Source organism: Ollibium composti (assembly GCF_004801285.1).
Taxonomy (GTDB): domain Bacteria; phylum Pseudomonadota; class Alphaproteobacteria; order Rhizobiales; family Rhizobiaceae; genus Mesorhizobium; species Mesorhizobium composti.
Genome location: NZ_SSNY01000008.1, coordinates 48061 through 64804, shown reverse-complemented (window position 1 = coordinate 64804; position 16744 = coordinate 48061). Strand labels below are relative to the sequence as shown.

General features: G+C 64.5%; 15 protein-coding genes. 10 read left to right on the top strand and 5 right to left on the bottom strand.

Annotation, left to right across the window (positions count from 1 at the left end; translation table 11 throughout):
* Positions 1–83 precede the first annotated feature (83 nt).
* Both dapE and E6C48_RS14310 read left to right on the top strand, forming a co-directional pair.
* On the top strand, positions 84–1271 hold the full coding sequence (gene dapE, locus E6C48_RS14315) for a succinyl-diaminopimelate desuccinylase (RefSeq protein ID WP_136358344.1): 1188 nt from the start codon (positions 84–86) through the stop codon (positions 1269–1271).
* A gap of 7 nt (positions 1272–1278) precedes the next feature.
* Entirely contained in the window at positions 1279–1872 is a 594-nt protein-coding gene (locus tag E6C48_RS14310; protein WP_136358342.1) for a transporter, read from the top strand.
* Positions 1873–1893: 21 nt separating this feature from the next.
* Here E6C48_RS14310 and E6C48_RS14305 read toward each other — a convergent pair whose 3' ends face one another.
* Positions 1894–2757: a prephenate dehydratase gene (locus E6C48_RS14305; RefSeq protein WP_136358340.1), complete on the bottom strand. Its 864-nt coding sequence runs from the start codon at positions 2755–2757 to the stop codon at positions 1894–1896.
* Between the two features lie 9 nt (positions 2758–2766).
* Positions 2767–3495 (bottom strand): 3-deoxy-manno-octulosonate cytidylyltransferase, encoded by a 729-nt coding sequence (locus E6C48_RS14300; RefSeq protein ID WP_136358338.1) that lies wholly within the window; start codon positions 3493–3495, stop codon positions 2767–2769.
* Positions 3496–3682: 187 nt separating this feature from the next.
* On the opposite strand from E6C48_RS14300, the gene E6C48_RS14295 reads away from it, so the two are divergent.
* The 7 genes from E6C48_RS14295 (at position 3683) to E6C48_RS14265 (ending at position 13217) form a co-directional block, all read left to right on the top strand.
* The gene (locus E6C48_RS14295) at positions 3683–4372 is read left to right on the top strand and encodes a c-type cytochrome (protein WP_136358336.1); all 690 of its coding nucleotides are present in this window, start codon (positions 3683–3685) and stop codon (positions 4370–4372) included.
* A gap of 154 nt (positions 4373–4526) precedes the next feature.
* Positions 4527–6410, top strand: a complete 1884-nt coding sequence (locus E6C48_RS14290; RefSeq protein WP_136358334.1) for an extracellular solute-binding protein — start codon at positions 4527–4529, stop codon at positions 6408–6410.
* Between the two features lie 35 nt (positions 6411–6445).
* Positions 6446–8287 (top strand): extracellular solute-binding protein, encoded by a 1842-nt coding sequence (locus E6C48_RS14285; RefSeq protein WP_230978768.1) that lies wholly within the window; start codon positions 6446–6448, stop codon positions 8285–8287.
* Between the two features lie 59 nt (positions 8288–8346).
* The gene (locus E6C48_RS14280) at positions 8347–9453 is read left to right on the top strand and encodes a microcin C ABC transporter permease YejB (RefSeq protein ID WP_136358330.1); all 1107 of its coding nucleotides are present in this window, start codon (positions 8347–8349) and stop codon (positions 9451–9453) included.
* A complete protein-coding gene (locus E6C48_RS14275) occupies positions 9453–10619 on the top strand; it encodes an ABC transporter permease (RefSeq protein ID WP_136358328.1) in 1167 nt (388 codons plus the stop codon). Before E6C48_RS14280 ends, E6C48_RS14275 begins: the two co-directional genes overlap by 1 nt.
* Complete coding sequence (locus E6C48_RS14270) at positions 10616–12247, top strand: ABC transporter ATP-binding protein (protein ID WP_136358326.1); 1632 nt, start codon at positions 10616–10618, stop codon at positions 12245–12247. Before E6C48_RS14275 ends, E6C48_RS14270 begins: the two co-directional genes overlap by 4 nt.
* A gap of 28 nt (positions 12248–12275) precedes the next feature.
* Positions 12276–13217, top strand: a complete 942-nt coding sequence (locus E6C48_RS14265; protein ID WP_136358324.1) for a 2-hydroxyacid dehydrogenase — start codon at positions 12276–12278, stop codon at positions 13215–13217.
* 16 nt (positions 13218–13233) lie between these two features.
* On the opposite strand, the gene E6C48_RS14260 is transcribed toward E6C48_RS14265, so the two are convergent.
* Entirely contained in the window at positions 13234–13575 is a 342-nt protein-coding gene (locus E6C48_RS14260; RefSeq protein WP_136358322.1) for a hypothetical protein, read from the bottom strand.
* 218 nt (positions 13576–13793) lie between these two features.
* Here E6C48_RS14260 and rpe point away from each other — a divergent pair, with 218 nt between their 5' ends.
* On the top strand, positions 13794–14468 hold the full coding sequence (rpe, locus tag E6C48_RS14255) for a ribulose-phosphate 3-epimerase (RefSeq protein WP_136358320.1): 675 nt from the start codon (positions 13794–13796) through the stop codon (positions 14466–14468).
* 6 nt (positions 14469–14474) lie between these two features.
* Here the strand turns inward: rpe and E6C48_RS14250 are convergent, their stop codons facing one another.
* Positions 14475–15872, bottom strand: coding sequence for a sodium:proton antiporter (locus E6C48_RS14250; RefSeq protein ID WP_407941001.1), 1398 nt, complete (start codon positions 15870–15872; stop codon positions 14475–14477).
* A gap of 176 nt (positions 15873–16048) precedes the next feature.
* On the bottom strand, positions 16049–16648 hold the full coding sequence (pncA, locus tag E6C48_RS14245) for a bifunctional nicotinamidase/pyrazinamidase (protein WP_136358316.1): 600 nt from the start codon (positions 16646–16648) through the stop codon (positions 16049–16051).
* Between the last annotated feature and the right edge of the window lie 96 nt (positions 16649–16744).

Below are 16744 nucleotides of genomic sequence, written 5' to 3'. Positions count from 1 at the left end.
ATCGCGGCCGGACTGTCGGCAGGGTCATGCTGGCCCAACAGCCCATCGTGACAGGTCGCGCGCTTTGTTCTAACCCTTCGCCCATGACGCTGCCCGTTGATCCCGCCGAGAACCTCGCCGCCCTCATCCGCTGTCCGTCGGTGACGCCCGCCGAAGGCGGCGCGCTGGCGGCGCTTCAGGCCATGCTGGTGCCTCTGGGCTTCGCCGTCGAGCGGCCGGTCTTTTCCGAAGGAGGCACGCCGGACATCGAAAACCTCTATGCCCGACGCTCCGGCAACGGCCCGCACCTGATGTTCGCCGGCCATACCGACGTCGTGCCGGTTGGCGACGAGGCGGCCTGGACACATCCGCCCTTTGCCGCAGAGGTCGCCAAGGGCGAAATGTACGGCCGCGGCGCCGTCGACATGAAGGGCGGCATCGCCTGCTTCGTCGCCGCTGTCGCCCGCCATGTCGAGAAGAATGGCGCGCTGAAAGGGTCCGTCTCGCTGCTGATCACTGGCGACGAGGAAGGACCGGCGATCAACGGCACCGTCAAGCTGCTCGAATGGGCCGCCGGGCGCGGCGAGACGTGGGACGCGGCGCTCGTCGGCGAGCCGACCAATCCGGACAAACTCGGCGACATGATCAAGATCGGCCGCCGCGGTTCACTGTCCGGGGTTGTCACCGTCAACGGCAGGCAGGGCCACGCCGCCTATCCGCATCTGGCCGACAATCCGGTGCGCGGCCTGATGGCGCTGGTCGATGCCCTGCTCGTCCCGGCTTTCGACGAGGGGACCAAGGATTTTCAGCCGACCAATCTGGAGGTGACCTCCGTCGACGTCGGCAACCCGGCCACCAACGTCATCCCGGCGAAAGCGACCGCCACTTTCAACATCCGCTTCAACGACACCTGGACGGCGGAGAGCCTGCAGGCGGAAATCCACAACCGCCTCGACGCTGCCTCGCGGCGCAAGACTTACCGCAAGGGTCGCAAGGAGCCGGTGGACTATGATCTTGTCTGGAAGGACGGGCCGAGCCATGTCTTCCTCACCCGCGACGACAGGCTGGTCGATGCGCTGTCGGGATCGGTGCACGCGGTGGTCGGCGCGACGCCGGAACTGTCCACGTCCGGCGGCACTTCCGATGCGCGTTTCATCAAGGACTATTGCCCGGTCGTCGAGTTCGGCCTTGTCGGCAAGACCATGCACATGGTTGACGAGCGCGTCGCCCTTGCCGATCTCGAGACGCTGACGCAGATATACCAGCGTTTCCTCGAGGACTGGTTCGGGTAGCGGCGCCATGCTGTCGGGGCAGGACATATCGGCCTCCCTTTCGGGGGCGTGGCGGCTGATGCTGGGCAAGGCCGACGGCCTGCGCCTGCTCGATCTTTCCGCCGACGGCTTCTGGAATTCCTTCTTCGCCATCGTCGTCGCCCTTCCGGCCATGGCTGTCGGCTGGGTCGGGGTCGCCGGCGAGATCGGCGATCCGGACGCGGTGGCCTCGCGCCTTTCCATGGTGCTGCGGCTGGCGGTGGTGGACCTCGGAACCTGGGTGCTGCCGCTGTGCGGGCTGGCCTTCCTCGGCCGGCGCGTCGGCATCGGCGACCGCTTCGTGCACTATGTCGTGGCCAGCAACTGGGCCTCGGCCATCGTCGCCTGGATCATGCTGCCGGCTGCGCTGGTCAGGCTGGTCGCGCCGGCGACCGACCAGTTCGCCGTCCTGCTGTCGCTCGCCCTGTTCCTGCTGACCATGGTCTTCACCTGGCGCATGACCAACGCCGCCGTCGGCAAGGGCGCGGCGATCGCCACGGCCGTGTTCGTCGGCATGTTCGTCGGCTCGCTGGCCGTCCTGTTCGCCCTGCAGGCACTGCTCGGCATCACCGTCGCGGAGTGAGCGGCGCCAGTCCTGAGGGGGTCAGTCCGCCAGCTTCCACTGCTCGCGCGAATCCGCGCGCGGGTAGACGCCGACGATGCGCACCTCTCGCGTGAAGAAGCGCAGTTCCTCCAGCGCGTTCTTCACCCCCGGATCGTCCGGGTGGCCTTCGATGTCGGCATAGAACTGGGTCGCGGTGAAGGCGCCGAGCTGGTAGCTCTCCAGCTTGGTCATGTTGACGCCGTTGGTGGCGAAGCCGCCCATCGCCTTGTAGAGCGCCGCCGGCACGTTGCGCACGCGGAAGAGGAAGGTCGTCATCATCCGGGCGTCCGGCGTCGGCCGCTCGACCCACTGTTTGGACTTGGTCAGCACGACGAAGCGGGTGGTGTTGCTTTCGATGTCCTCGACGTTCTCCTCGATGACGTCCAGCCCGTAGAGCTTGGCGGCGAGCGCCGGCGACAGCGCCGCCATGGAACGCTGCTTTTCCTCCGAAACCAGCTTCGCCGCACCTGCCGTATCGCCGGCGATGACCGGCTTCCAGCCGTTCCTGCGAATGTATTTGCGGCATTGGCCGAGCGCGTGGATGTGGCTGTGCACGGTCTTGATCTCGTCGCGCTTCACGCCCGGCAGCACCATGAGCTGAAAGTGGATCGGCATGAAATATTCGCCGACGATGTGCAGCTTCGATTCGGGCAGGAGATGATGGATGTCGGCGACGCGGCCGGCGATGGTGTTCTCGATCGGTATCATTGCCAGATCCGCCTTGCCCGTCTCGACCGCGTTGAAGGCTTCCTCGAAGGTGGGGCAGGGCAGGGGTTCCATGCCGGGATACATGTCGCGGCAGGCGCTGTCGGAGTTGGCTCCCGGCTCGCCCTGAAAGGAAATCCTGTTGGTCTTTTCCGGCATCGTCTCGTCTCAGTTTGAAAGAATCTGGCGGGCCCGCTCGAGGTCCTGCGGGGTGTCTACGCCCAACGGCACCGAGCGCACGATCTCGGCGTCTATGCGCATGCCGGCCTCCAGCGCGCGCAACTGTTCCAGCCGCTCGCGCGTCTCCAGCGGCGACTGCTTGAGAGCGACGAATCGCTCCAGCGCTGCGCGGCGATAGGCGTAGAGGCCGATGTGATGATAGAGCGGCCCGTCACCCCACGGCGCGGTGGCGCGGGTGAAGTAGAGCGCCTTCAGCCGGGTGGGCGAAAGCGGCGAACCGACGATCTTGACCACGTTCGGGTTGGTTTTCTCGTCTTCGTCGATGATCTCGACGCCGAGCGTGGCGATGTCTACGACCGCTTCCTCGAACGGCTTCAGCGCCGCCTTGATGACGGCAGGCTCGACGGTCGGCAGGTCACCCTGCACATTGACGATCGTCTCCACTTGGCCGGCCGGATCGAGCGTTGTCAGCGCCTCGAAGATGCGGTCGGAGCCCGACTGGTGGTCGGCGCGCGTCATCACGGCCTCGAAGCCGTGCGCGCGCACAGCCTCGGCGACCGCCTTCGTGTCGGTGGCCACCACGACGCGCCCGAGATCGCTTTCTGCGGCGCGGCGCGCCACATGCACGATCATCGGGGCGCCGGCTATATCGGCGAGCGGCTTGCCCGGCAGGCGCGTCGAGGCCATGCGGGCCGGGATGAGAAGAAGTGTGGACATGGTTGGCTAGGGCGTCGAAGAAGAGCGTGGAAAGTGTCAAAAAGTCTCACTGGCTGCGCTCTTATAGGTGTTGCAACGCCCAAGCAAAAGACCTAGTTTCCGCCCGATTTGGCCGCCTTGCGCGCGGCCGCGATACCGACGGACGGATGGACGGATTCGGTCCCGCCGGACAAGGGAGATGGGGTGCATGGACTCTTTCGAGATCAACAAGGTGATCGGCGGCCTGCTGGGAACCGTTTTCGTGGTTTTCTCGGTCGGTCTGGTGTCCGACGCCCTGTTCGCCTCGCCTTCTCCCGAGAAGCCGGGCTTTGTCATCGAGGCCACTGAAGAGCCTGCCGGCGGCGCTGCTGGTGGCGAGGCCGCTGGCCCGAAGCCTGTCGCCGAACTGCTGCCGGCGGCTAGCGCCGACAAGGGCGCCGCCATCTTCAAGAAGTGCGAAGCCTGCCATTCCGGCGAGAAGGGCGGCCCGAACAAGGTCGGCCCCGACCTGTGGGACATCGTCGACCGCCCGGTTGCCGAGCATGAAGGGTTCTCCTATTCGGCCGGCATGAAGGAATTCTCCAAGGGCGGTTCGGAGAAGTGGACCTACGACAATCTCTATCATTTCCTTTTGTCGCCGAAGGCTTTCGTAAAGGGCACGGCGATGGGTTTCGCCGGCCTCAAGAAGGACGAGGACCGCGCCGATCTGCTCGCCTATCTGCGCACGCTGTCGGATAGCCCGAAGCCGCTGCCGGAGGCCGCTGCGGCACCGGCTGCCGATGCTTCCAAGCCGGCTGAAGGTGCGGCGCCTGCCGAGACGAAGCCGGCCGAGGAAAAGCCTGCGGCTCCGGCAGAGGGTGAGAAGCCCGCCGAACCGGCGCCGGCGCCCGCGCAATAACGTATTTGTCAGAGCTGAATTCTTGAAAAAGCCGGGTTCGTCCCGGCTTTTCTGTTAGAAAACGCGCATAAGGCGCCGCAAAACGCCCTGATGCGGTTTCCACATGCGCCGGATGGACTAGATTGTTGCAATCGGCCACGGGACGAGGAGCAGGATGAAGGCGATACCGAAGACGTTTCCCGCGCTGGCGGGCCTCGCCGTCGTTTTCCTGCTCGGCGTTGCGGCCGCCGCTTCCGCCGACGAATGGCGCACCTCGGGCTGGCTGATCCGCGAATCCAAGTACGGTGACAACTTCCAGCGTTACGACTACGTGAACCCCGATGCGCCGAAGGGCGGCACGCTGAATTCCACCGTGGTCGGCACTTTCGACAGCTTCAACCCCTATGTCGTCCAGGGCTCCCCCGCCGCCGGTTTTTCCCAGTTCGGCGGCGGACTGCTCTACGATACGCTGATGGAGCAGGCGATCGACGAGGGCAGCGTCTACCACCCGCTGGTGGCGGAGGCCTACAAGTTCCCCGCCGATTATTCCTCCGTCACCTACCGGTTGAATCCCGCCGCCCGCTGGCACGACGGCCAGCCGATCACGGTGGACGACGTGGTCTGGTCCTTCAACGTGCTGAAGGCCAACAGCCCGATGTACAACCGCTATTTCGAGAACGTCACCGAGGCGGTGGCGGTTTCGGACCGCGAGGTCGAGTTCCGCTTCAACCAGAAGGGCAACCGCGAACTGCCGAACATCCTCGGCGACCTCGTCGTGCTGCCGAAGCACTGGTGGGAAGGCACCGACGCCAGCGGCAAGAAGCGCGATATCACCAAGCCGACGCTGGAAATACCGCTCGGCTCCGCCGCTTACAAGATCAAGAGCTTCAAGCCGGGCTCCGAGATCATCTGGGAGCGCGTGCCGGACTACTGGGGGGCCAAGCTGCCGGTCAAAGTCGGCCGCGAGAATTTCGATACCCGCCGCTACACCTATTTCCTCGACGAGAGTGCCGAATGGCTGGCCTTCATCAAGGGCGGCTGGCAGGACATCAATCCCGAAAACAGCGGCCGCGGCTGGATGACCAAATACGATTTCCCGGCGATCAAGGCCGGTGACGTCATCAAGAAGGAATTCAAGGCGCAATCGCGCGCCAACATGCAGGGCTTCGCCATGAACACGCGCCGGCCCCTGTTCCAGGACCGGCGCGTGCGCCAGGCGCTGTCCTATCTCTACGACTTCGACACCATCAACCGCACGCAGTCCTTCGGCCTGAACACCCGTATCACCAGCTATTTCATGGGCAGCGACCTTGCCTCCAGCGGCCTGCCGCAGGGCGAGGAACTGGAGCTTCTGAACCAGTACAAGGACAAGCTGCCGCCGGAACTGTTCACGCAGGAATGGAGCCTGCCCGCCTTCGACAAGCCTCAGGCCGAACGCAAGATCCTCAAGCAATCCGTCGACCTGCTGGCCTCGGCCGGCTGGGTGATCAAGGGCAGCAAGATGGTGAATGCCAAGACCGGTGCGCCGTTCCGCTTCGAGATCCTCGACTTCCGGCAGGGCGCGGAAGCGACGATGATGCCCTACGTCACCATGCTCAGGAAGATCGGCATCGACGCCACGCTGCGCTTCGTCGACCAGTCGCAATACGTCAATCGCCTCAACGACTTCGATTTCGACATGACCACGGTAGTGCTGCCGCAGTCGGATTCGCCCGGCAATGAGCAGCGCGACTTCTGGTCCTCGAAGGCGGCCGATTCGCCCGGGTCGCGCAATTACGAAGGGATCAAGGACCCGGTCGTCGATGCGCTCGTCGACAAGGTGATCTTCGCCAGGAGCCGTGACGAGCTGACAGCGGCCACCCATGCGCTGGACCGCGTTCTGTTGTGGAATTTCTATGTCGTGCCGCAGTTCACCCGGCCGGACGTCTGGCTGGCCTACTGGAACAAGTTCGGCATCCCCGACAAGCAGCCGACCTATATCGGGCCGGACATCGAATCGTGGTGGATCGATCCTGAGAAGGAGAAGGCGCTGGCGGCCAAGTACAAGAGCGTCGATTGATGGGCGGCGAGGTGCGTCTTTCCAGGCGGAGCCTGATGGCGCTGGGCGGGGCGGCCGCCGCGGCCGCGCTTCTGCCCGCCCGCGCTTTCGCCAATACGCCGACGGAAACGAAACTGCACGGGCTTTCGGCCTTCGGCGAGCTGAAATATCCGGCCGATTTCAGCCATTTCGGCTACGTCAATGCGGATGCGCCGAAGGGCGGAACCATCAATTTCGCCCCGCCGAATTCCACCTTCAACCAGAGCTTCCTCACCTTCAACACACTGAACTCGCTGGTGTTGAAGGGCGATTCGCCGCCGCGTACCGAATATTGCTTCGATTCGTTGATGGTGAGCGCGCTGGACGAGCCGGACGCGGTCTACGGGCTGCTGGCCGAATCCGTGACGCTTTCGGCCGACCGCAACACCTACACTTTTGCCCTGCGGCCCGAGGCGCGCTGGCACGACGGGTCGCCGCTGACGGCCGCCGACATCGTCTTCGCGTTGAAACTCTACAAGGAAAAGGGCCATCCCAACCTGTCGCAGGCGCTGCGCTGGATGACCGACGCCGCGGCCGTCGATGCCGCGACGGTGCGCCTGACCTTCAGCGGCGAGCAATCGAGCCAGAACATCCTTGCCGTCGCCCAGATGCCGATCGTCTCGAAGGCCTACTACACCGCCAACGACTTCGAGGCGGCGACGATGGCGCCACCGCTGGGTTCGGGGCCATACAAGATGGGCCGCGTCTCGGCCGGGCAGTTCGTCGAATACGATCGCTTCGCCGACTATTGGGGACGCGATCTCCCAGTGAATCGTGGCCTCTATAATTTCGACCGCATCCGCATAGACTTCTACCAGAACCGCCAGGCAGCCTTCGAGGCCTTCAAGAAGGGCGACACGCATTTCCGCGAGGAGTTCACGGCGCGCGTCTGGGCGACCGGCTACGATTTTCCGGCGCTTACGCAAGGCAGGGTCGTCAAGCGCGAGTTTCCCGGCGAAAAGTGGCCCGACATGCAGGCGGTCGCGCTCAACCAGCGCCGGCCGCAGTTCAAGGACGTGCGGGTGCGCCGCGCCATCGGCCTGTGCTTCGATTTCGAGTGGACGCAGCGCACGCTGTTCTACGGCTCCTACGACCGCGCGCAGTCCAATTTCGAGAAATCCGACTACAAGGCGGAAGGCCTGCCTTCGCCACAGGAACTGGCACTGCTGGAGCCGTTCCGCGCCGAACTGCCGGCCGAGGTTTTCGGCGAGCCGCCTTTGCAGCCGGTGTCGGACGGCTCCGGGCGTGACCGCAAGATACTCGGCCAAGCGGTGAAGCTGCTCACCGAGGCCGGCTGGAAACGCTCGGGCGAGTTCTTCGTCGACGATAAGGGCGAGCGGCTGAAGGTCGAGATATTGGCGGAGGACGACGGGCTGGTGCGGCTGTTCACGCCGTGGATGGAAAAGATGCGCACGATCGGCATCGACGCCACCATCCGGCAGGTAGACCAGGCGCAATACGAACAGCGGCAGAACGACTACGATTTCGATTTCATCCTGCTGCACTGGTCGATCGGCGCCACCCCGACGGAGGATTCGCTGGAAGTCCTCTATCATTCTCGCTCGGCCACGATGCCCGGCATGCGCAATTATCCCGGCACCCAAAGTCCTGCCGTCGACGCGCTTGTCGCCGCAGCCGGGCGGGCGCAAAGCCGCGCGGAATTGACCACGGCGCTGAAGGCGCTCGACCGGGTCTTGCGCACGCGCCTCGACTGGATTCCAACATACTACCTGGCGAATCACCGCGTCGCCTATTGGGACATGTTCGGCTTCGTCGAGCCGAAGCCCGACTACGGCTTCCCGGCGGAGATCCTGTGGTGGTTTGACAAGGAGAGGGCGGCGAAGATTGGCAAGGCCTGAAAAGCGGATCGGCCCAAGAGGCACGGTCATTGGAGGCCGGACATGAGGGGCGAGGCCTGATGGGCGCCTATATCCTGCGTCGCCTCCTTTTGATGATCCCGACCCTGCTCGGCATCATGGCTGTGTCCTTCGTCATCGTCCAGTTCGCGCCGGGCGGCCCTGTCGAGCGCGTCATCGCCCAATTGACCAACCAGGGCGGCGATTCCGGCGATCGTCTGGGCGGCGGTGGTGGTGGCGACGTCACCGCCGGCGGCGGCTTCGAGGCAAGCGGCGGTGCCGATTCGCGATATCGTGGGGCGCAGGGGCTCGATCCTGAATTCATCGCCAAGCTGGAGAAGCAGTTCGGCTTCGACAAGCCGCCGCTTGAGCGCTTCGGCCTGATGATCTGGAACTATGCCCGCTTCGATTTCGGCCAGAGCTATTTTCGCGACGTTTCCGTGGTCGACCTGATCCTGGAGAAGATGCCGGTATCGATCTCGCTCGGCCTGTGGATCACGCTGATTTCCTATCTGATCTCGATCCCGCTCGGCATCCGCAAGGCGGTGAAGGACGGCTCGTCCTTCGATACCTGGACCAGCGCCATCGTCATCGTCGGCTACGCCATTCCCGGCTTCCTGTTCGCCATCCTGTTGATGATCCTGTTCGCCGGCGGCTCGTTCTGGGACCTGTTCCCGTTGCGCGGCCTGACCTCGGACAACTGGAGCCAACTCTCCTGGCCGGCCCGCATCCTCGACTATTTCTGGCACCTCACCTTGCCGCTTACCGCGATGGTGCTGTCGGCCTTCGCCACCACGACGCTGCTGACGAAAAACTCCTTCCTCGACGAGATCCGCAAGCAGTACGTGGTCACCGCGCGCGCCAAGGGCCTGTCCGAGCACCGGGTGCTCTACGGCCACGTCTTCCGTAACGCCATGTTGATCGTCATCGCCGGTTTTCCCGGTGCCTTCATCTCGGCCTTCTTCACCGGCTCGCTATTGATCGAGAACATCTTCTCGCTGGATGGGCTGGGCCTGCTCGGCTTCAAGTCGATCGTCGATCGCGATTATCCGGTGGTCTTCGCCAACCTCTACATCTTCTCCCTCATCGGCCTGTTCATAAGCCTGATCTCCGACCTCACCTACACCTGGATCGATCCGCGCATCGACTTCGAGCGGAGGGACGTCTGATGTCGGATGTCCAGTTGAAGGCAGCCGTGGAAACGCAGCGCGAGGAAGTCGGCGCCCGCCCGGTGAAACGGCCGTGGCTGTCGCCGCTCAACAAGCGCCGCTGGGCCAATTTCAAGGCCAACCGGCGCGGCTACTGGTCGCTGTGGATTTTCCTCGCGCTGTTCGTGCTGACGCTGTTTTCCGAGTTCATTGCCAACGACAAGCCGATCATCGTCTCCTACAAGGGCGAGATCCTGTTCCCGGTGCTGGTGGCCTACCCGGAAGAGAAATTCGGCGGCTTCTATGCCGTCACCGATTATCGCGACCCGGTGATCCGCGACGAGATCGAGGCCAATGGCTGGATGATCTGGCCGCCGATCCGCTATTCCTATCGCACCGTCAACAACGCCGTGCCGGAGGCCGCACCATCCAGGCCGTCGTGGCAATATGACGTCAAGACCCGCTGCGCCCAGTACCCCGAGGGCGAGAACGATCCCGACTGCATCGTCGGCAACTGGAACTGGCTGGGCACCGACGACCAGGCGCGCGACGTGCTGGCGCGCGTCATCTACGGCTTTCGCGTGTCGGTTCTGTTCGGCCTGATCCTCACGCTGGGCTCGGCCGTCATCGGCGTCTCGGCCGGCGCCATACAGGGCTATTTCGGCGGCTGGGTGGACCTTCTGTTCCAGCGCTTCATCGAAATATGGTCGGCCATCCCTGTCCTCTACCTGCTCTTGATCGTCGCTGCGGTGTTGCCGCCCGGTTTCTTCATCCTGCTGGGGTTGATGCTGCTGTTTTCCTGGGTCGCCTTCGTCGGCGTGGTGCGGGCGGAGTTCCTGCGCGCCCGCAACTTCGAATACGTCAACGCGGCGCGTGCGCTGGGCGTCCCCAACCGCACGATCATCTTCCGCCATCTCCTGCCCAACGCCATGGTTGCGACGCTGACCTTCCTGCCCTTCATCCTCAACGGCTCGATCTCGACGCTCACCTCGCTCGACTTCCTCGGCTTCGGCCTGCCGCCGGGCTCGGCCTCGCTCGGCGAACTGTTGAAGCAGGGCCAGCGCAACCTCAACGCGCCGTGGCTCGGCATCGCCGGCTTCGTTACGCTCTCGATCATGCTGTCGCTGCTGATCTTCGTCGGCGAGGCCACCCGCGACGCCTTCGACCCGAGGAAGACGTTCAAGTGAGCGCCCAACCCCTCCTCTCCATCCGCGATCTGTCCGTCGCCTTCACGCAGGGCGGCGCGGAAAGCCTCGCCGTCGACCATGTCTCGTTCGACATCGCCAAAGGCGAGACGCTGGCTCTGGTCGGCGAGTCCGGTTCGGGCAAGTCCGTCTCGGCGCTGTCGGTGCTGAAGCTTCTGCCCTATCCGTCGGCCAGCCACCCGTCGGGCGAAATCCGCTTCGACGGCAAGGACCTGATGGCGCTCGGCGAGAAGGACCTGCGGCGGGTGCGCGGTAACAAGATCACCATGATCTTCCAGGAACCGATGACCTCGCTGAACCCGCTGCACACGATCGAACAGCAGATCGTCGAGGTGCTGTCCCTGCATCAGGGCATGCGCGATGAGCAGGCGCGGGCGCGAACACTGGAACTGCTCAACGAGGTCGGCATCCGCGAACCGGAAAAGCGGCTCGGCGCCTATCCGCACCAGTTGTCCGGCGGCCAGCGCCAGCGCGTCATGATCGCCATGGCGCTCGCCAACGAGCCTGAACTTCTGATCGCCGACGAGCCGACGACGGCACTCGACGTCACGGTGCAGGCGCAGATCCTCGAACTCTTGGCCAGGCTCAAGCAGAAGAACGGCATGTCGATGCTGTTCATCACACACGACCTCGGCATCGTGCGCAAAATCGCCGACCGTGTCTGTGTCATGACCAAAGGCAAGATCGTCGAGACCGGACCGACGAAGGAAATCTTCGACAACCCGCAGCACGAATACACCCGCCACCTGCTCGCCGCCGAGCCGAAGGGAAAGCCGCCGGCGCCCGATCCCGACGCCAGGCCGGTGATGATCGGGGAGCAGGTCAAGGTCTGGTTCCCCATCAAGCAGGGCTTCTTCCGCAAGGTGGTGGACCATGTGAAGGCGGTGGACGGCATCGACGTGACCGTGCGCGCCGGCCAGACGCTGGGCGTCGTCGGTGAATCCGGCTCCGGCAAGACGACGCTGGGACTGGCGCTCGCCCGCATGATCTCGTCGAAAGGAGAAATCCGCTTCGACGGCCGCGACATCGACAAGCTGTCCTTCAACGCCATGCGCCCGCTGCGGCGCGAATTGCAGATCGTCTTCCAGGACCCCTACGGCTCGCTCAGCCCGCGCATGTCGGTGGCCGAGATCATCGAGGAGGGGCTGCGCATCCACGAGCCGAAGCTCGGCGCCGATGCCCGCGACGGCCGCGTGGTCGACGCGCTGAACGAGGTCGGACTCGATCCGGCCACCCGCTTCCGCTACCCGCATGAATTCTCCGGCGGCCAGCGCCAGCGCATCGCCATCGCGCGCGCCATGGTGCTCAACCCGAAATTCGTCATGCTGGACGAGCCGACGTCGGCGCTCGACATGAGCGTGCAGGCGCAGGTGGTCGACCTGCTGCGCGGGCTCCAGGCCAGGCACGACCTCGCTTATCTCTTCATCAGCCACGACCTGAAGGTGGTCCGCGCGCTCGCCAACGACGTCATCGTCATGCGAAACGGCCGCATCGTCGAGGCTGGACCAGCCGATCAGATTTTTGGAAATCCGCAAACCGACTATACTCGGGCCCTGATATCGGCCGCGTTCCGCATCGAGACGGCACCGAGCGGCGCGGTGAACGAATAAAGGATTGAGGGAACACGAAATGCCCGTCATGGACAAAGGCCGCGTTCTTCTGGCGCTGACTGGCTTCCACCCGCAGCGTTGGCATGAGCTTCTGTCGACGGAGCGTGAGGTGGTGCTGGAGCCGGATGGGCCGACCGACCCCTCCATCGCCTATGCGGTGGTGTGGAAACACCGGCCGAACCTTCTGACGTCGCTGCCCAATCTGCGGGTGATCTTTTCCATCGGCGCCGGCGTCGATCATGTCTTCGCCGATCCCGGCCTGCCCGACGTTCCGATCGTCAAGATCGTCGCCGACAACCTGACCCAACACATGACCGAATATGTTGTGTGGCGCGTGCTCGACCATCATCGCCAGGCCATGCTTTACCGTAGCCAGCAGGCGAAGAAGATCTGGCATGAGGCGCCGCAGCGCCCGGCGGGCGACATTTCCGTCGGCATCATGGGGATGGGCACGCTCGGCCGCGCGGCTGCGTCGATCCTCAAGTCGCTCGGATTTTGCGTCAACGGCTGGTCGCGACGCGAACAGGCCGTCGAAGGCGTTTCTACCTTCGCCGGCGAGGCTGGGCTGATCCCCTTTCTCAACGCGACCGATATCCTCGTGGTGCTTTTGCCGCTGACCCCGGCCACCAGGGGCATCGTCGACTATGGCCTGCTCAGGCAGTTGCGGCGGCGCAACGGGCTGGGCGGCGCGGTGCTCATCAATGCCGGCCGCGGCCGGTTGCAGAAGGATGCCGATATCGTGCGCGCGCTGGAGGACGGCACGCTGAAGGAAGCGAGCCTCGACGTGTTCGAGGTCGAGCCACTGCCGAAGACCAGCCCGCTCTGGGCTCATCCCAAGGTGTTCGTCACGCCGCATGCCGCAGCCACTTCGGACCCCAACCATCTGGTCCCGATCATCCTTCGGCAGATGGACGCGTTCGAACGCGGCGAGCCCTTGCGGGACCTTGTGGATCGCGAGGCCGGTTACTGAGCCTCGGAAGCCCGGCTCACGCCTTGGGTGGTGCCGGGATGCACTTGCGCCGCACCATCGAGCGGTTCATGGCGTCGATCTCGCCGCGCGCCTGCTCGACCGCCTGTTGCGCCTTCGAGCGCGTGTCGGGCACCACCGGCCCGAGCCCCAGCGGCGTCGCGCTGACGACCGGCTTGGCGTTCTCATCGAGGTTGTAGCGGCTCATCAGCGATTGACGCTTGGCCAGAAGGGTGTTGCAGGGCGTGCTGTCATAGGGCAGCGACGACATGATGTTGCGTTCCTGGTGTCCCACCAACGAATCGGAACCGCAACTCGCCAGAAACAGGCACAGCGGCAGAACTATCAGACTCGCACGCATCTTGGCCTCCGTTTCCGCGACCGGGGTCGCTCATCCTGCGCTATTGACCGTGACCGGGCGATCGTCGTCAAGAGCGCATCCTGCCGGGCATTGCATCGACGGTTTCCGCTGTGGCGGCGGGGAATGAAGCGGGAGGGCTCCGGTTCCTGCGGATTCCAGTCGACAAGCGCAGCACGGGTCGTTACGGCGTGGGCGGCTTTTTGGGAGAACGAAGGCGAATGGCTGAAGGAATCGTGATCGCGCCGTCGGTGCTGTCGGCGGATTTTTCCAGGCTGGGCGAGGAGGTCGAGGCGGTGGCTGCCGCCGGCGCCGACTGGATCCACCTCGACGTAATGGACGGGCATTTCGTGCCCAACATCACCTTCGGTCCGCCCGTCATCAAGGCGATCCGCAATCGCACGGACAGGTTCTTCGACTGCCACCTGATGATTGCGCCCGCCGATCCCTACCTCGCCGCCTTCGCCGATGCCGGCTGCGACGGCATGACGGTACATGCCGAGGCCGGCCCGCATCTCGAGCGCTCGCTCCAGACGATCCGCAACCTCGGCAAGAAGGCCGGCGTCTCGCTCAATCCCGGAACGCCCGAGAGCGCCGTCGAATACGTGCTCGACCGGCTCGACATGATTCTCATCATGACCGTCAATCCGGGCTTCGGCGGCCAGGCCTTCATTCCCGCGATGATCGACAAGGTGAAGCGCATTAAGGCGATGATCGGCGACAGGCCGATCCGCATCCAGATCGACGGCGGCGTGTCGCCTGAGACGGCGCCGCTTCTCAGCAGTGCCGGCGCCGATACCTTCGTCGCCGGCTCCGCCGTCTTCAAGGGCGGCACCGCCGCAGCCTATCGCGCCAACATGGATGCCATCCGCGCCGCCGCCGAGGCGGCCAGATAGGCAGCCTCAGTCGAAGAAGATCCAGCTCGACAGGATGAAGGTCGGGATCAGCACCACGCCCGACCACGCCATGTAGCCGAAGAAGCTCGGCATGTTCACACCACGCTGGCGGGCGATAGCGTAGACCATGAAGTTGGGCGCGTTGCCGATATAGGTATTGGCGCCCATGAAGACGGCGCCCGCCGAGATCGCCGCCAGCGTCGTCGCCATGTCCGTCATCAGGTGCTGCGCGTCGCCGCCGGCCAGTTCGAAGAACACCAGATAGGTCGGCGCGTTGTCGAGGAAGGACGACAGCACGCCCGTCAGCCAGAAATAGGCGAGGTCGTTCGGCCCGCCCGAAGCGGTCGTCACCATCGCCACCAGCGGCTTCAGCGCCCCCTCGTTGCCAGCTTGGAGGATCGCCACCACCGGCACGATGCACACGAAGATTGCGGCAAACAGCTTTGCCACCTCGGCGATCGGTCCCCAGTTGAAGCCGTTCGCCTCGCGGTATTCCTTGCGCGAGACGGCGAGCGAAGCGAGCGCCAGCAGCAGGATCAGCGCATCGCGCACCAGGTTCTGCAACTCCAGCGCGACGCCGTAGATCGAAACGCTGACGCCTGGCTTCCAGTAGGCGGAAAGCAGGATGGCGGCGATGACGCTGGCCAAAAGCGGCAGGTTCGGCAGGCCGCGCACGCGCACCTTGGAGTCCGGCGTCGGGTCCTTGACCTTCGGCAGGCCGCCCTCGCGGCGATGCAGAATGATATCCAGAACGAGGAACGCCGCCAGCACCACGCCGCCGACGAAAAGCGTGTCGGGCAGGATATGGATGGTGGTCCAGAAGAAATCGACGCCGCGCAGGAAGCCGACGAACAGCGGCGGATCGCCGAGCGGCGTCAGCGAGCCGCCGATGTTGGAAACGAGGAAGATGAAGAACACCACGACATGGGCGTTGAAGGGCCGATTGTCGTTGGCGCGGATGATCGGCCGGATCATGATCATCGAGGCGCCGGTGGTGCCGACCACCGAGGCCATCAGCGCGCCGATCAGCAAAAGCCCGACATTGGTGAGCGGCGTACCATGGATGTTGCCCGCCACCAGGATGCCGCCGGCAATGGTGAACAGCGCGAACAGAAGGATGATGAAGGGCATGTATTCGGTGAGCAGCGCATGCAGCACCGCTTCGGTCGCCAGATGCGGGCCGAAGGCGAAAGCCAGCGGCACCACCACCAGCGCGGCCCAGACGGCGGCGATCTTGCCGTAATGGTGTTCCCATGTGTGATGGAAGAGCAGCGGGCCTGTTGCGATGGACAACAGCAGCCCGGCGAAGGGCAGTGCCCACCAAAGCGACATGGTGGCGCCCGGCAAGCCCTCGGAGGCAAATGCCGGACCGGCGGTCAACACGGCAATCAACGTCGCCAGGATTTTTACTGGATGCACTCTGTCCCCCTTAATCGATCGTCGTGCGTCCTTCGAGGCTCGCTTCGCTCGCACCTCAGGATGAGGACCGGTTGTGCCAGCCTCTCTTGGGCGGTGAGCACGACCTCCCTCATCCTGAGGTGCGAGCGAAGCGAGCCTCGAAGGACGCACAATCGGCACCATCAAACCAGCCGCACCCCGGCCTCGCGCATGCGCTTCAGCATCGCCTCGACCGAACCGTTCAGGTCGATGCCGCGGCAGGCGTCCAGCCGCACCGTGGCCTCGAACCCTTGTGTGACGGCATCGAGCGCCGAATAGGCGACGCAGAAATCGGTGGCCAGCCCGGCGAAGGTGACGGCGCCAATGCCGCGCTCGCGCAGATACCCGGCAAGTCCGGTCGGCGTCTTGTGGTCGTTCTCGAAGAAGGCCGAATAGCTGTCGATGGCTGCCCTGAAACCCTTGCGGATGACAAGCTCGGCCTTGGTCCAGGCGAGGCCGGAATGGAAATCCGAACCGGCGCTTCCCTGGATGCAGTGATCCGGCCACAGCGTCTGCGGCCCGTAGGGCATGTCGATGGTCTCGAAGGGCTGCCGTCCGGCGTGGCTGGAAGCGAAGCTCGAATGGCCGGCCGGGTGCCAGTCCTGCGTCATGACAACGTGGTCGGCATGGCGGATCAGGTCGTTGACCAGCGGCACGATCTCGTCGCCGCCGACGACAGCCAACGCGCCGCCGGGGCAGAAGTCGTTCTGCAGGTCGATGACGATCAGCGCTTCCCCGGCCAAGCCAGCCTCCTGTCCTGTGTGGATGCCGGTCGAGCCGCCGGCGGCGGTCGAAACTTGACCAGATGGCGCGCCGCGTCAACCCGCCGAATCCGGAAC

Bases quoted from the DNA above. Each gene is read 5' to 3' on its own strand.
- E6C48_RS14305 (WP_136358340.1), bottom strand. From the start codon at position 2,757: ATGCCGGAAAAGACCAACAGGATTTCCTTTCAGGGCGAGCCGGGAGCC.
- E6C48_RS14265 (WP_136358324.1), top strand. From the start codon at position 12,276: ATGGACAAAGGCCGCGTTCTTCTGGCGCTGACTGGCTTCCACCCGCAG.
- dapE (WP_136358344.1), top strand. From the start codon at position 84: ATGACGCTGCCCGTTGATCCCGCCGAGAACCTCGCCGCCCTCATCCGC.
- E6C48_RS14310 (WP_136358342.1), top strand. From the start codon at position 1,279: ATGCTGTCGGGGCAGGACATATCGGCCTCCCTTTCGGGGGCGTGGCGG.
- rpe (WP_136358320.1), top strand. From the start codon at position 13,794: ATGGCTGAAGGAATCGTGATCGCGCCGTCGGTGCTGTCGGCGGATTTT.
- E6C48_RS14260 (WP_136358322.1), bottom strand. From the start codon at position 13,575: ATGCGTGCGAGTCTGATAGTTCTGCCGCTGTGCCTGTTTCTGGCGAGT.
- E6C48_RS14285 (WP_230978768.1), top strand. From the start codon at position 6,446: ATGGCGCTGGGCGGGGCGGCCGCCGCGGCCGCGCTTCTGCCCGCCCGC.
- E6C48_RS14290 (WP_136358334.1), top strand. From the start codon at position 4,527: ATGAAGGCGATACCGAAGACGTTTCCCGCGCTGGCGGGCCTCGCCGTC.
- E6C48_RS14300 (WP_136358338.1), bottom strand. From the start codon at position 3,495: ATGTCCACACTTCTTCTCATCCCGGCCCGCATGGCCTCGACGCGCCTG.
- E6C48_RS14280 (WP_136358330.1), top strand. From the start codon at position 8,347: ATGGGCGCCTATATCCTGCGTCGCCTCCTTTTGATGATCCCGACCCTG.
- E6C48_RS14295 (WP_136358336.1), top strand. From the start codon at position 3,683: ATGGACTCTTTCGAGATCAACAAGGTGATCGGCGGCCTGCTGGGAACC.
- E6C48_RS14275 (WP_136358328.1), top strand. From the start codon at position 9,453: ATGTCGGATGTCCAGTTGAAGGCAGCCGTGGAAACGCAGCGCGAGGAA.